Here is a 12,707-nt window from a genome sequence, read left to right on the forward strand (position 1 = left end):
CCGGATCAACCCCTACCTGTGACCACCCCGCTTACACAGACAAGTTGACACGCCCAGCCAAGAACCACAACGACGGCTCCAGGAACCGCCTGGTCGACACGATGATCGAGCTGTCCGACTTCGACGCCATCACCACACCCAAGCAACTTCTTCAGTACGAGATCGACATCGCCCTACGCGCCCATTTCAGACGGCCAAACGGTGTGACCGCGCCTCGCGTCTTCGGGACGAGGCATCGCTCACCTGACTGCCGGCGGCGTCCACAACTCCATGAGGCGGACCGACCAACGGACGGCCTCCGAAGACAAGAGCAGCGACCTCCGAACCCCGATCGACCGCCCGCTCGAAGAGCTACTGCTGCGCGCAGGTCCAAGCACCCACGCACGCGCGGGCCTACCACTCGACCTATTCCGCTGGGGTGACTTGTTCGTGCGGCACGAAATCAGCATCGCTGAAGAGATCGCGCGGCGGAAGGTGTCGCGCGTTGAGTTGCTCCCTGCGGTCATCCACTCGGACTTCAACGATATTGCCCCGGCCATCCGTGAGCGGGTCACGGCCGCGGGCATCAGCGCCACGGAGGTGACCGAGACTTTGGGTGGCGTAGGTCTCCTCCAACTCGTTCAGTCCCTCCCCACCCGCCGGGTGGCGAACGCTCTGCGGGTGAGCAACCACCTGCATCCGCCCCAGCATCAAAATTGGAAGGCGAACGACTTCATCGACGTCGTCCAACTTCCCGTCCCCCCCGGTCTACTGCGACCTGGTGTTCACCGAGCAACAGTGGGTCCGAGCCCTGACGCGCGATAAGGACGACAAGCTCGATGAGCGGTTCGATACCAAGCTGATCTTCAAACCCGAGCAGCTGGTCGAGGCGCTGGTCGCCGCGAGCCTATGACGGCGGTAGCGATGAACCCAGTCCATCCACGGACGCGACAGGTGACTACGGCGCCAAGCACGCAGACTTGTTCACGGCGGACTGACGGCGCCTGCTGGGGCGAATCTCGGCACCCTCTGCGGCCAGCGCTCTTCTCACCGCCTGCTGGCTCACGCCGAAGCCTAGCCCGACCTCCATCAGCGTCAATCCACCCGCATACAACTCAACCGCTTCGGCGAGGTGGCACTCATCGAGACCGCGCCGGCGGATCGGGACCGAGCGGCGGACAAGGTGCGCCGCCGCGGTGCGGCGATGAATGCTGTACCGCTCGCCCAGCTCCACGAGTGTCGCGCCCGACTCATACGAAGCCACCAGCTCGTCCACCTGTGCCGGGCTCAGAAAGGTTTGAGTCATCCCAACTGCACGCACCATCCGGCCCCGCTCGTCCACTACAGACGGCTCCAGCGGCCTCCGGTCCCGCCGGTAAGTGCCCCGCGACCGGCGAGAAGCCACGGTATTAAAGGCCGGGCAGGGGTTCTCGAACTCTCTACGGAGGTCCACCCGAGAGCGGCCCCTGACTAGGCATGACGCCCGGTCGGGGGTCCTCCCTAGGATGGAGCCATGAGCCCCACGCCCGCACCAGTCACCGAGACGATCAGTTCCGGCCACAGCGTGGTGTGGTCGCGCCCGCCGGCGGAGCGCGCGGGCACGGACCTGGTGCTCGTACTCCACGGCTACGGCTCCAACGAGGTCCGCGCGGCGCGCCGCCACTTCCCGATGCTCCCGGAGCGGTGCACCGGCCTGGCGGTGCGCGGCGGCTTCGAGATCGACGAGACGGCGTCCGAAGGCCCGGGCGACCCCGGCGCGCACGGCTGGTTCCTGCTCGACCTGCTGCTGCAGTCCGACTTCGCCCAGGTGCTCGCCGCCGCCCACCGCGTGTTCGACGTGCTCTCCGCCGAGGAGGTCGTGGCGGCCGGCTTCCGCACGGTCTCGGTGCTCGGCTTCTCCCAGGGCATGGCCATGGCGACGACGGTCCTGCGTCTGCGCCCCGAGGCGTTCACCTGCGGTGTGGGCCTGAGCGGCTTCGCCGTCGACAACGAGCTGCTGGCCATGCTCGACTCCCCGGCCGAGGGACCGGGCCCGCGCCCGTTCTTCTGGGGCCGGGACGCCGAGGATCCCGTGATCCATCCGGACGCCGTCGCCCACACCCGCGCGTGGGCCGAGGAGCACACCCGCCTGACCGTGCGCACCTACCCCGGGATCTTGCACGGGACCGGCCCCGACGAGGTCCGTGACGTGCGCATCTTCCTCGAGCACTCCCTGCGCGCGGCGACGCCCGGGTCCTGACCGCGGGGGTCGCGCGCCGATACTGTGGCGCGCATGGCAAAGAACTCGACGATCGGCCGGTACGCGTCCGGGAAGGTGAAGGACTTCGGGCTGAAGTCGGCACTCGATGAGAACGGCGAGCCCACGGAGGGCTTCGAGAAGGCCCTCTCCACGGTGTTGGCGGTCCAGCGCCCCCTGGTCCTGAAGAACATCCAGCGCATGGCGGCGAAGCACCCGGGGGAGAGCCCGGAGCGTCTCGCCGAGCGGCTCGGGCAGCAGTACCTGACCACCGTCACGGGGGCCGGTGCCGCCGTGGGCGGCACCGCGATCGTCCCGGGCATCGGCACCGTGGCCGCGCTCGGCCTGTCCGGTGTCGCGGTCGCCGGCTTCATGGAGGCCACCGCCCTCTACGCGCAGTCCCTCGCCGAGCTGCACGGCATCACCACGCAGGACCCGCAGCGCGCCCAGGCCCTCGTCATGGGCCTCATGCTCGGCGACGACGCCAAGGAGCTGCTCCGCGAGGCCGCCGCCAAGGCCGGCCGTCCCTACGACCCGCAGTCCAGCCTCAACGCGCTCGCGGGCACCGCATCGGGCACCGGCATCAGCGCGTTCGTGGTGGATCGCCTCAAGAGGACGTTCATGCGCAAGATGCGCCTGCGGCAGGGTGCCGGCTTCGTGGGCCGCGCCGTGCCGTTCGGCGTGGGCGCCGTGATCGGCGGCGTGGGCAACCGCGCCATGGGCAAGGCCGTGATGGAGAACGCCGCGGAGCTCTTCAGCCCCCTGCCGATGGTGATCCCCGGCGAGATCCGCGAGGGCGCCGCACAGGGGCGCGCCGATGGCACCAAGGACGACGGCGGCGTCTTCGGTGCGATCCGTCGCGCCCTGCCCGGCGGCAAGGACGAGAAGGACAAGCCCGCCGCCTGACGGCCTCGTCCCCGCGCTTTCGAACGTGAGAGAGGCCCAATCTCACGTTCGAAAGCGCCCATTCGCCCCATTCCACGTTCGAAAGTGCGGGGCGGGAGCCGCGGCTCAGAGGAACAGCGTGGCCACCCCGTGGATCGCCAGGCCCGCGAGCGCGCCGACGACCGAGCCGTTGATGCGGATGAACTGCAGGTCCTTGCCCACGAACAGCTCGAGGGTGCGCGCGGTCTGCTCGCCGTCCCAGCGGGCGACCGTCTCCTCGATCACCCCGGTGAGCGCCGGGCCGTAGGAGCTCAGCGCATACGCCGCGGCGCGGCGGGCGTGGCCGTCCACGCGGTCGCGCAGCTCGGGGTCCTCCTGCAGGCGGGCGCCGAGGTCGCGCAGGGCGGCCACGAGCGCGCGATGCAGGTCGGAGGACGGGTCCTCGAGCGCGTCCAGGAGCGAGTCCCGCAGGGAGACCCAGGCCCGCCCGGCCCACGCACGCAGCCGTTCGTCCGCGAACAGGTTCCGCTTGAACCGCTCCACCGAGGCGCGGGTGGCCGGCTCGTTCCGCATCTCGTCGGCGAGGCGGTCGAGCCAGTCGTCGACGGCGCGGCGGGCCTCGTGCTCCCGGTCGCGGCGGATGCCGGCGAGATACTTGAGGGTCTCGGCGTGCAGTCGCTCGGCGAGGAGGCGGTCCACGAGGTCCGGGCTCCACTCGGGGGAGCGACGGCGCACCGTCTCGACGAACAGCTCGGGGTGGGCGGCCACCCAGTCCCCGGTGTGGGCGACCACGAGGTCCACCACGCGCTCGTGGTGCCGTCCGGCCACCACGTCCTCCAGCACGCCCGCGAGCGTGGGGGACCAGTCCGGGGCCACCATGTGGCGTTCCATCAGCTGGCGCAGCAGCTCCTGGACGGCGTCGTCGTCGGCCGCGGCCATGGCGCCCCGGGCCGCCGTCGCGATCTCCCGGGCGGTGCGGGCCGCGTTCTCATCCCGGCGCAGCCAGCCGCCGGCGGCCTCGGCCACCTTCAGCCCGTCGACCTTCTCGTGGGCGACCTCCGAGTCCAGGAAGTTCTCCTGCACGAACTCGGTCAGCGCGGCGCCGAGCTGGTCCTTCTTCCGCGGGATCAGGGCGGTGTGCGGCACGGGCACCCCCATCGGGTGGCGGAACAGCGCCGTGACCGCGAACCAGTCCGCCAGCGCGCCGACCATGCCGCCCTCCGCGGCGGCGCGCACGTAGCCCCACACCGGGTGGGTGTCCTGCAACGGGAACGCGACCACGAACACCACGGCCAGCAGGATGAGCAGCCCCAGGGCGACGGCCTTCATGCGCCGCAGGCCCGCCGCGCGTTCGAGGGCGCCGGCGCTGAGCAGCTGCTGGGCGGGGTCGGGGGAGAGGGACACGGGAGGCTCCTGATCGCGCGCACCGAATGGTCCCCACCAGTTAACCAGCCGGGCACCCTGCGGTGACGTGGCCGGCACACGCGCTCCCTAGCCTGGCGGCGTGCCCGCCCTCGTGATCGCCCACCGCGGTGCCTCCGCCGCCTTCCCCGAGCACACCCGCGCCGCCATGCTCCACGCCCTCGCCGTGGGCGCGGACGGTCTCGAATGCGATGTCCAGCTCACGCGGGACCGCGAGGTCGTCTGCTGGCACGACCCCACCGTGGACCGCACCTCGGACGGGCACGGCGCCGTCGCGGACCACACGCTGGATCGTCTGCGCGGCCTCGACGTCGTCTCGTGGCACGCCCGGCGTCCGGGGGCCGAGCCCGCCACGACGACGGCGCCGCCCGCCGCGTACGGCGGCGCGGGGGAGCAGGTGCTCACCCTGGCCGACCTCCTGGCGATCGCGACGGCCGCGGACCGGCCGCTGCGCCTGGCCGTGGAGCTCAAGCACCCCTCCCCGTTCGGGCATGAGCTCGAGGAGCGGGTGCTGCGGGAGCTGCTGCGGGCCGGCTGGGACCCGGAGACCGGCCGGGTGGGTCAGGTGCAGGTGTCCCTCATGAGCTTCCATCCGGACGCGCTGCGCCACGTGGCGCCGCTGGCCGGCACGGACCCCCTCTGCCCCCTGATGGACCTCATGCCGACGGAGCTGCCGACCCGGTTCGCCCGGGGGCCGCTGAGCCGGGCGGCGGTGCGCGCGGCGGCGCGCCAGTCGCTGGCCGGGTCCGAGGCGCTCGTCTGGCGCGGCCGGGCCGGGCTGGCGGGGCCCTCCGTGGCCTACGTGCGGGAGCACCTGGCGGACGTGAAGGCGTGGCTGGCGGCGGGGCGACGCCTGCGGGTGTGGACCGTCGACGAGCGCGAGGACGCCGAGTTCCTCCTCGCCCAGGGGGTGCAGGAGCTCACCACCAACCGTCCGGAGGACGTGCTGCGCTGGGTCCGCGACCGGGCCGCCGCGCGTCGGGAGCGGATGCCCACCGGGGCCTGAGGGCGCCGCGCCGCACGCGCAGACGGGGCCGGCGTTGCGTCCCCGCCCGCGCTTGTGGCTATAGTCACGTCCAGGACCGTGCTCCAGGTCACACCCGACGGCGCGGTCCCCTCGCACCCGCGTCTCGGCTGAGACCTCTCCCGGAGGAGCCCCCATGGCCACCCGTCTGCGTCACCGACTCCTGTCCGCCGCCGCGCTCACCGCGGCCGGCGCCCTGCTCGTCACCGGCTGCGCCCAGAGCCAGCGCGACGGCGGCGGCTCCGGCGGCTCGGGCGGGGGCGACGCCGCCCAGGTGGACGGCTCGTTCATCTTCGCCGCGTCCTCGGACCCCAAGAGCCTCGATCCGGCGTTCGCGAGCGATGGCGAGACCTTCCGGGTCTCCCGCCAGATCTTCGAGGGCCTCGTGGGCACGAAGCCGGGCACCGCGGACCCCGCGCCGCTGCTGGCCGAGTCCTGGGAGTCCTCTGAGGACGGCCTCACGCACACCTTCACCCTGAAGGAGGGCGTGCGCTTCCACGACGGCGAGCCGTTCAACGGGGAGGCCGTGTGCGCCAACTTCGACCGCTGGTACAACTTCACGGGCATCCAGCAGTCGGAGACCCTCTCGTACTACTACGGCAAGCTGTTCCGCGGCTTCGCGGACAAGCCCGAGGACGCCGTCTACAAGGAGTGCGAGGCCACCGGCGAGCACGAGGCGAGGATCACGCTGGCGCAGCCGTTCGCGGGATTCATCCCCTCCCTGTCCCTGCCGGCCTTCGCCATGCAGTCGCCGAAGGCGCTCGAGGAGTACAAGGCGGACGAGGTGGGCGGCACCGCCGAGTCGCCGCAGCTGTCCGAGTACGCCCGGGCCCACCCCACCGGCACCGGCCCCTACAAGTTCGAGTCCTGGAGCGTGGGCGAGGACATCAAGCTCACCGCCAACGAGGACTACTGGGGCGAGGGCGGCGAGGTCACGGACATCACCTTCCGCGTGATCGACGACCCGGTGGCCCGCCGTCAGGCGCTCGAGGCCGGGGACATCGACGGCTATGACCTCGTGGCCCCCGCGGACACCGCGGCCCTGTCCGAGGCCGGCTTCAACGTGGTGGCCCGCGACCCGTTCACCATCCTCTACCTGGGCCTGAACCAGGAGAAGGAGGAGCTCCAGGACGTCCGGGTGCGCCAGGCGATCGCCCACGCGATCGACAAGGACGCCCTCATCGCGCAGACCCTCCCCGAGGGCACGGAGCCCGCCACCCAGTTCATCCCGAAGTCCGTGAACGGGTACAGCGAGGACGTCACCACGTACGAGCACGACCCCGCCAAGGCCAAGGCGCTGCTCGCCGAGGCCGGCTACCCGGACGGCTTCACGATCGACTTCAACTACCCCACGGGCGTCTCGCGCCCGTACATGCCGACCCCCGAGCAGGCGTTCTCCAACCTCTCGAGCCAGCTGGCCGAGGTGGGCATCACGGTGAACGCGAAGCCGGCCAAGTGGAGCCCGGACTACCTCGACCAGGTGCAGGGCTCCGCGGACCACGGCATCCACCTGCTCGGCTGGACCGGCGACTACAACGACACGGACAACTTCGTGGGCGTGTTCTTCGGCCAGGAGAAGCCCGAGTTCGGCTTCACCGACGAGGAGCTGTTCTCCGCCCTCGAGGAGGCCCGCCAGATCCCGACGCTCGAGGAGCAGACGCCGAAGTACCAGGAGATCAACGAGCAGATCTCCGAGATCGTCCCGGCGGTCCCGCTCGCCCACCCGGCCCCGTCGCTGGCCTTCGACAAGCGCGTGGCCTCCTACCCGGCGAGCCCGGTCAACGACGAGGTCTTCAACGAGATCGACCTGACCGAGTGAGCCCGGAGGGCCGGGGACGACCCGCCCCACCGGCGACGACGGCGCCGCGCCCCGGCGCCGTCGTCGCGGGCCCGCCCGCCACCGCCCGTCCCTCGCACCGACCGGCCCGGCCCCCGCGCCGGCATGGAGGCCCCTCGTGCTCAGACTCATCGGCAAGCGCCTGCTGCTGCTGATCCCCACCCTGTTCGGACTGTCCGTCCTGCTGTTCGTGTGGGTCCGCAGCCTGCCCGGCGGCCCCGCCACCGCCCTGCTCGGCGACCGCGCCACCCCCGAGGCCGTGGCCCGGGTGAACGCGGCGTACGGCTTCGACAAGCCCCTGCTCGAGCAGTACGTCACCTACATGGGGCGGCTGCTGCGCGGCGACTTCGGCACCTCGATCATGACGAATCGGTCCGTGGTCGAGGAGTTCGCGGACCGCTTCCCGGCCACGCTGGAGCTCTCGATCTTCGCGATCGTGTTCGCGGTGGTCATCGGCATCCCGCTCGGCTACTGGGCCGCCCGCCATGTGGGCCGGTGGCAGGACGACGTCGCCGTCGTGCTGTCCCTGATCGGCGTGGTGGTGCCCGTGTTCTTCCTGGCGTTCATCCTCAAGTGGGTGTTCGCGGTGAAGCTGGGCTGGCTGCCCACGGACGGCCGGCAGGACCCGCGGATCGACGCCACCCACTACACGAACTTCTACGTGTGGGACGGCATCATCACCGCCGAGTGGGACGCGGCCCTGAACGCGTTGACCCACCTGGTGCTGCCCGGCATCGCGCTGGGCACCATCCCGCTGGCGATCATCGCGCGCATCACCCGCGCCTCCGTGCTGGACGTGCAGGACGCGGACTTCGTGCGCACGGCCCGTGCCAAGGGCCTGGCCCCGCGCCTGATCCGGGACCGGTTCATCATGCGCAACGCCCTGCTGCCGGTGAGCACCACGCTCGGCCTGCAGCTGGGCCTGCTGATCTCCGGGGCGGTGCTCACCGAGACGGTGTTCGCGTTCAACGGGATCGGCCGGTTCCTCGCCCAGGCGATCTTCCAGCTCGACTTCCCGGTGCTGCAGGGCTTCATCATCTTCATCGCCCTGCTCTACTCGCTGATCAACCTGGTCGTGGACGTCTCCTACGGCCTCATCGACCCGAGGGTGCGTGTCTCATGAGCGTGAACCTGCCCCCCAGCCCCGGCGGCGGACCCACCGAGCACGCCGTCGACCACGCGCTGGCGCCCGTCGAGGCCGGGGCCACCCAGGCGACCACCGAGGCCGCCGCGGACGCACGCGGCACCTCCGTGTGGGGCGCCGCGTTCCAGCGGCTGCGCCGCAACCCGGCGGCGATCGCCGGCGCCGTGATCGTGCTGCTCTTCGTGCTCGTGGCCGTCCTCGCCCCGGTGCTGGCCCCGTACGCGGGCACGGCCACGCCCGGCATGCGCGAGATCCGCCCCACCCACGTGCCCGGCCCCGGCGAGGTGGCCGGCTACCCGCTGGGCCTGGACCGCTTCGGCGGGGACGTGCTCTCCAAGCTGATCTGGGGCGCGCAGGCCTCGCTGCTCATCGGCGTCATCTCGACGGCGTTCGGCCTGGTCGGTGGCATGCTGCTCGGCCTGCTGGCCGGCACGTTCGGCGGTTGGGTGGACTCCGTGGTGATGCGCGTGGTGGACATCCTGCTCTCGGTGCCGAATCTGCTGCTGGCGGTGTCCATCGCGGCGATCCTCGGGCAGACCCCGTTCGCGGTGATGATCGCGATCGGGGTGGCGCAGGTGCCCGTGTTCGCGCGGCTGCTTCGGTCCTCGATGCTCACGCAGAAGGGGTCGGACTACGTGCTCGCGGCGCAGACCCTCGGCCTCTCGCGCGGGCGGATCACGATGTCCCATGTGCTGCCGAACTCGCTGGGCCCCGTGATCGTGCAGGCCACGCTCACCCTGGCCACGGCCGTGATCGACGCGGCCGCCCTGTCCTTCCTCGGCCTCGGCGGCGGCCGCCCCGAGACCGCCGAGTGGGGCCGCATGCTCACTTACGCGCAGGCCGAGCTGGGCATCAACCCGTGGCTCGCGTTCCTGCCCGGCCTGTGCATCGCCATCACCGCGCTCGGCTTCACCCTGCTGGGCGAGTCCCTGCGCGAGGCCCTCGACCCGACCTCCCGGAGGCGCTGACCATGGACCCCAAGCACGACGACGGCGCGCCCGGCCCCGGCGCGGCGCCCGCGGTCCCCGCGGCCGGCGCCCCGCTGCTGGAGATCCGTGACCTGGACGTGGAGTTCACCACCCAGCAGGGCACCGTGCAGGCCGTGGAGGGCGCGTCCCTCACGCTCCCGGCCGGGGGCACGCTGGCGATCGTGGGCGAGTCCGGCTCGGGCAAGTCCACCACCGCGATGGCCGCGATCGGCCTGCTGCCCGGCAACGGCCGGGTCACGGCAGGCTCCGTCCGCTTCGCGGGCGAGGAGCTCGTGGGCCTGCCGGAGTCGCGGATGCGCGGCATCCGCGGCCGCCGGATCGGGCTGGTGCCGCAGGACCCGATGTCCAACCTCAACCCCGTGACCCGGGTGGGGCAGCAGATCGGGGAGACCCTGCTGACCCACGGCATGGCGACGAAGAAGGACGTGGGGGCCGCCGTCGTCGAGGTGATGGAGCGCGCCGGCATCCCCGAGCCCGCGCGGCGGGCCAAGCAGTATCCGCACGAGCTCTCGGGCGGCCTGCGTCAGCGCGTGCTGATCGCCATCGGCCTGGCGTGCCGGCCGCAGCTGCTGATCGCGGACGAGCCGACCTCCGCCCTGGACGTGACGGTGCAGCAGGTGATCCTGGACCAGATCGACGAGATGACCCGCGAGCTCGGCAGTTCCGTGCTGCTGATCACCCATGACCTCGGCCTCGCCGCCGAGCGGGCGCAGCAGCTCGTGGTGATGCACCGCGGACGCGTGGTGGAGTCCGGCGACGCGCGGGCCATCCTCGAGGACCCGCAGCACGCCTACACCCGCTCGCTCGTGGCGGCCGCGCCGTCGGTGGCGGCGGCCCGCCTGCTGCCCGAGGCCTTCGATCCCGCCCCGGCCGACCTGGCCGAGGACGACACCGCGGCTCTGACCACGGTGGCCCTGGCGAAGCAGGACCTCACCCCGCTGGTGGAGATCCGCGACCTCACGAAGGTCTACCCCGTGCGCGGGCACGAGGACTTCACCGCCGCGAAGGACGTCTCCCTGAAGATCCCGCGCGGCAAGACCGTCTCGATCGTCGGCGAGTCCGGCTCCGGCAAGACGACGACGGCGCGCATGCTGCTCAAGCTGATCGAGCCGACCTCGGGCGAGATCAGCTTCGAGGGCAAGGACGTGCTGGCGCTGAAGGGGGAGGGGCTCAAGGACTTCCGGCAGCGTGTGCAGGCCGTGTTCCAGGACCCCTTCTCCTCGCTCAACCCCTCGTTCACGGTGGGCCGGATCATCGAGGAGCCGCTGCAGACGTACCGGCGGGGCAACGCCAGGCAGCGGCGGGCGCGCGTGCTCGAGCTCATGGACCAGGTCGCCCTGCCCTCCCACTTCCATCGCCGGTACCCGGCCGAGCTCTCGGGCGGACAGCGCCAGCGCGTGGCGATCGCCCGCGCGCTCGCGCTGAACCCCGAGCTGATCGTGTGCGACGAGCCGGTCTCCGCACTGGACGTGCTCGTGCAGGACCAGATCCTCACGCTGCTGCGCCGCCTGCAGGACGAGCTGGGGCTGAGCTACCTGTTCATCTCGCACGACCTGGCGGTGGTGCGGCTCATCTCCGACTACGTGTGCGTCATGAAGGACGGCCAGGTGGTGGAGGCGGCCAGCTCCGAGGAGGTCTTCACCAACCCCCGGCACCCGTACACGCGGCGACTGCTCGCCTCGATCCCGGGCAACGAGCTGGGCATCGCCGTGGAGGCGGACGGGACGCACGTGTGAAGCACCGCGGAAGGATGTGAGCGGCGTCGCTTCCATGCGTGATACTTGTTGCGCCACTCGCATCACTCGCATCCCCGATCGCAGGAGCATCCCATGGCCCACGCCGTCGACCCCGGGCGCCCCGTGCACAACCCGGACATCGTCGGGTTCACCGACGCCGAACTGAACGAGACGCCGATCCGCCCGCGCTGGAACTCCCTCGGCCCGGGCATCGTCGCCGCGGCCACGGGCGTGGGCGCGGCGGACCTGGTGGCCACCCTGACCGCCGGCTCCCGCTACGGCTACATGCTGCTGTGGGCCGTGGTGCTGGGCGTGATCTTCAAGATCGTGCTCGTGGAGGGCGTGGGCCGCTACTACCTCTCCACCGGCAAGACGATCTTCCAGGGCTGGCGCACCCTCGGGGCCTGGACGTCCTGGTACTTCGGCCCGTACATCCTCATCTGGGGCATCGTGTACGGGGCGACGGCGATGTCCTCCACCGCCCTGCCGCTCGCGGCGCTGTTCCCCGGGGTGGACAGCAAGGTGTTCGCGATCGCCGCGGGCCTGATCGGCCTGGGGCTGGTCTGGCTGGACAGGTACCGCCTCATCGAGTGGCTCATGACGGTGCTGATCGGCGTCATGTTCGTGACCGTGCTGCTCTCCGCGGCGCTGACGGCCCCGAACCTGGGCGCGATCCTGGCCGGTCTCGTGCCGCAGCTGCCCTCCGGCGACCCGGACGTCATGTTCTACGTGCTCGGCCTCGCAGGCGGCGTCGGCGGCACCATCACGCTCGCCGCCTACGGCTACTGGCTGCGCGAGAAGGGCTGGAACGTCCCGAAGTACCTGAAGGTCATGCGGTTCGACAACGCGACCTCGTACATCCTCACGGGCATCTTCGTGATCGCCACCATGATCATGGGCGTCGAGCTGCTGCACTCGGCGGGGCTGGCGATCTCCTCGGGCGACAAGGGCCTGCTCGACGTCGGCGACGTGCTGGCCGAGCGCTACGGCTCGGCGTGGTCCACGGTGTTCCTCGTCGGATTCTTCGCCGCGTCCTTCTCCTCCCTGCTGGGCGTGTGGCACGGCGTCTCGCTGATGTTCGCGGACTTCTGGACGAACTTCCGCCGGCCCGCCGAGGAGCTGGACCAGGACGACGCGCCGTCGCTGTCCTCGAAGCCCGGCCGCTTCTTCCTGCTGTGGCTGACCCTGCCGCCCATGGCGCTGCTGTTCCTGGACCGGCCGATCTTCCTGATCCTGCTCTACGGCACGCTCGGCGCCCTGTTCATGCCGTTCCTGGCCGTGACCCTGCTGTTCCTCAACAACACGAAGGACGTGCCGCGGCAGTTCCGCAACGGCTGGGTCCGCAACACCCTGCTGGGCCTGACCGCGGCCGTGTTCGTGGCGATCGGCGTGAACGAGCTGATCAAGGCCCTGCAGCCGGTGCTCGGGGGGTGAGCCGGCGGCGGGAGCGAGGCA

The 12,707-nt window shown here is 71.3% G+C and carries 12 protein-coding genes; 9 read left to right on the forward strand and 3 right to left on the reverse strand.

Annotated elements, in window-relative coordinates:
* Positions 1-405 precede the first annotated feature (405 nt).
* A complete protein-coding gene (locus NR072_RS01540; RefSeq protein ID WP_256835922.1) occupies positions 406-729 on the reverse strand; it encodes a hypothetical protein in 324 nt (107 codons plus the stop codon).
* A 31-nt stretch (positions 730-760) separates the two neighbouring features.
* Here NR072_RS01540 and NR072_RS01545 point away from each other — a divergent pair, with 31 nt between their 5' ends.
* Complete coding sequence (locus tag NR072_RS01545) at positions 761-892, forward strand: hypothetical protein (protein ID WP_256835923.1); 132 nt, start codon at positions 761-763, stop codon at positions 890-892.
* Positions 893-937: 45 nt separating this feature from the next.
* On the opposite strand, the gene NR072_RS01550 is transcribed toward NR072_RS01545, so the two are convergent.
* On the reverse strand, positions 938-1,255 hold the full coding sequence (locus NR072_RS01550) for a hypothetical protein (RefSeq protein WP_230278320.1): 318 nt from the start codon (positions 1,253-1,255) through the stop codon (positions 938-940).
* A 237-nt stretch (positions 1,256-1,492) separates the two neighbouring features.
* Here NR072_RS01550 and NR072_RS01555 point away from each other — a divergent pair, with 237 nt between their 5' ends.
* Positions 1,493-2,218, forward strand: a complete 726-nt coding sequence (locus NR072_RS01555; RefSeq protein WP_256835924.1) for an alpha/beta hydrolase — start codon at positions 1,493-1,495, stop codon at positions 2,216-2,218.
* A gap of 33 nt (positions 2,219-2,251) precedes the next feature.
* Positions 2,252-3,121 carry a hypothetical protein gene (locus NR072_RS01560; RefSeq protein ID WP_010079630.1) on the forward strand — a complete coding sequence of 290 codons (870 nt, stop codon included), beginning with the start codon at positions 2,252-2,254 and terminating at the stop codon, positions 3,119-3,121.
* Between the two features lie 105 nt (positions 3,122-3,226).
* Here the strand turns inward: NR072_RS01560 and NR072_RS01565 are convergent, their stop codons facing one another.
* On the reverse strand, positions 3,227-4,504 hold the full coding sequence (locus NR072_RS01565; RefSeq protein WP_256835926.1) for a DUF445 domain-containing protein: 1,278 nt from the start codon (positions 4,502-4,504) through the stop codon (positions 3,227-3,229).
* A 100-nt stretch (positions 4,505-4,604) separates the two neighbouring features.
* Between NR072_RS01565 and NR072_RS01570 the strand changes: the two genes are divergently transcribed.
* The 6 genes from NR072_RS01570 to NR072_RS01595 all read left to right on the forward strand — a co-directional run bounded on the left by NR072_RS01570 (position 4,605) and on the right by NR072_RS01595 (position 12,686).
* Positions 4,605-5,528 carry a glycerophosphodiester phosphodiesterase gene (locus NR072_RS01570; protein ID WP_002856111.1) on the forward strand — a complete coding sequence of 308 codons (924 nt, stop codon included), beginning with the start codon at positions 4,605-4,607 and terminating at the stop codon, positions 5,526-5,528.
* 154 nt (positions 5,529-5,682) lie between these two features.
* Complete coding sequence (locus NR072_RS01575) at positions 5,683-7,365, forward strand: ABC transporter substrate-binding protein (RefSeq protein ID WP_256835927.1); 1,683 nt, start codon at positions 5,683-5,685, stop codon at positions 7,363-7,365.
* A 136-nt stretch (positions 7,366-7,501) separates the two neighbouring features.
* Positions 7,502-8,506: an ABC transporter permease gene (locus NR072_RS01580; protein ID WP_002856116.1), complete on the forward strand. Its 1,005-nt coding sequence runs from the start codon at positions 7,502-7,504 to the stop codon at positions 8,504-8,506.
* Entirely contained in the window at positions 8,503-9,495 is a 993-nt protein-coding gene (locus NR072_RS01585; protein WP_049158139.1) for an ABC transporter permease, read from the forward strand. The genes NR072_RS01580 and NR072_RS01585 overlap by 4 nt, the downstream gene beginning before the upstream one ends.
* A gap of 2 nt (positions 9,496-9,497) precedes the next feature.
* Positions 9,498-11,252 carry an ABC transporter ATP-binding protein gene (locus tag NR072_RS01590; protein ID WP_256835928.1) on the forward strand — a complete coding sequence of 585 codons (1,755 nt, stop codon included), beginning with the start codon at positions 9,498-9,500 and terminating at the stop codon, positions 11,250-11,252.
* A 93-nt stretch (positions 11,253-11,345) separates the two neighbouring features.
* Positions 11,346-12,686 carry an Nramp family divalent metal transporter gene (locus tag NR072_RS01595; RefSeq protein ID WP_060774560.1) on the forward strand — a complete coding sequence of 447 codons (1,341 nt, stop codon included), beginning with the start codon at positions 11,346-11,348 and terminating at the stop codon, positions 12,684-12,686.
* Positions 12,687-12,707 lie beyond the last annotated feature (21 nt).

Source organism: Micrococcus sp. Mcc89 (genome assembly GCF_024519795.1).
Classification (GTDB): Bacteria; Actinomycetota; Actinomycetes; order Actinomycetales; family Micrococcaceae; genus Micrococcus; species Micrococcus luteus.

What these genes read in the sequence shown, in the direction of transcription:
- NR072_RS01575 (WP_256835927.1), top strand. Translation starts at nt 5,683, where the DNA reads ATGGCCACCCGTCTGCGTCACCGACTCCTGTCCGCCGCCGCGCTCACC.
- NR072_RS01585 (WP_049158139.1), top strand. Translation starts at nt 8,503, where the DNA reads ATGAGCGTGAACCTGCCCCCCAGCCCCGGCGGCGGACCCACCGAGCAC.
- NR072_RS01560 (WP_010079630.1), top strand. Translation starts at nt 2,252, where the DNA reads ATGGCAAAGAACTCGACGATCGGCCGGTACGCGTCCGGGAAGGTGAAG.
- NR072_RS01555 (WP_256835924.1), top strand. Translation starts at nt 1,493, where the DNA reads ATGAGCCCCACGCCCGCACCAGTCACCGAGACGATCAGTTCCGGCCAC.
- NR072_RS01590 (WP_256835928.1), top strand. Translation starts at nt 9,498, where the DNA reads ATGGACCCCAAGCACGACGACGGCGCGCCCGGCCCCGGCGCGGCGCCC.
- NR072_RS01595 (WP_060774560.1), top strand. Translation starts at nt 11,346, where the DNA reads ATGGCCCACGCCGTCGACCCCGGGCGCCCCGTGCACAACCCGGACATC.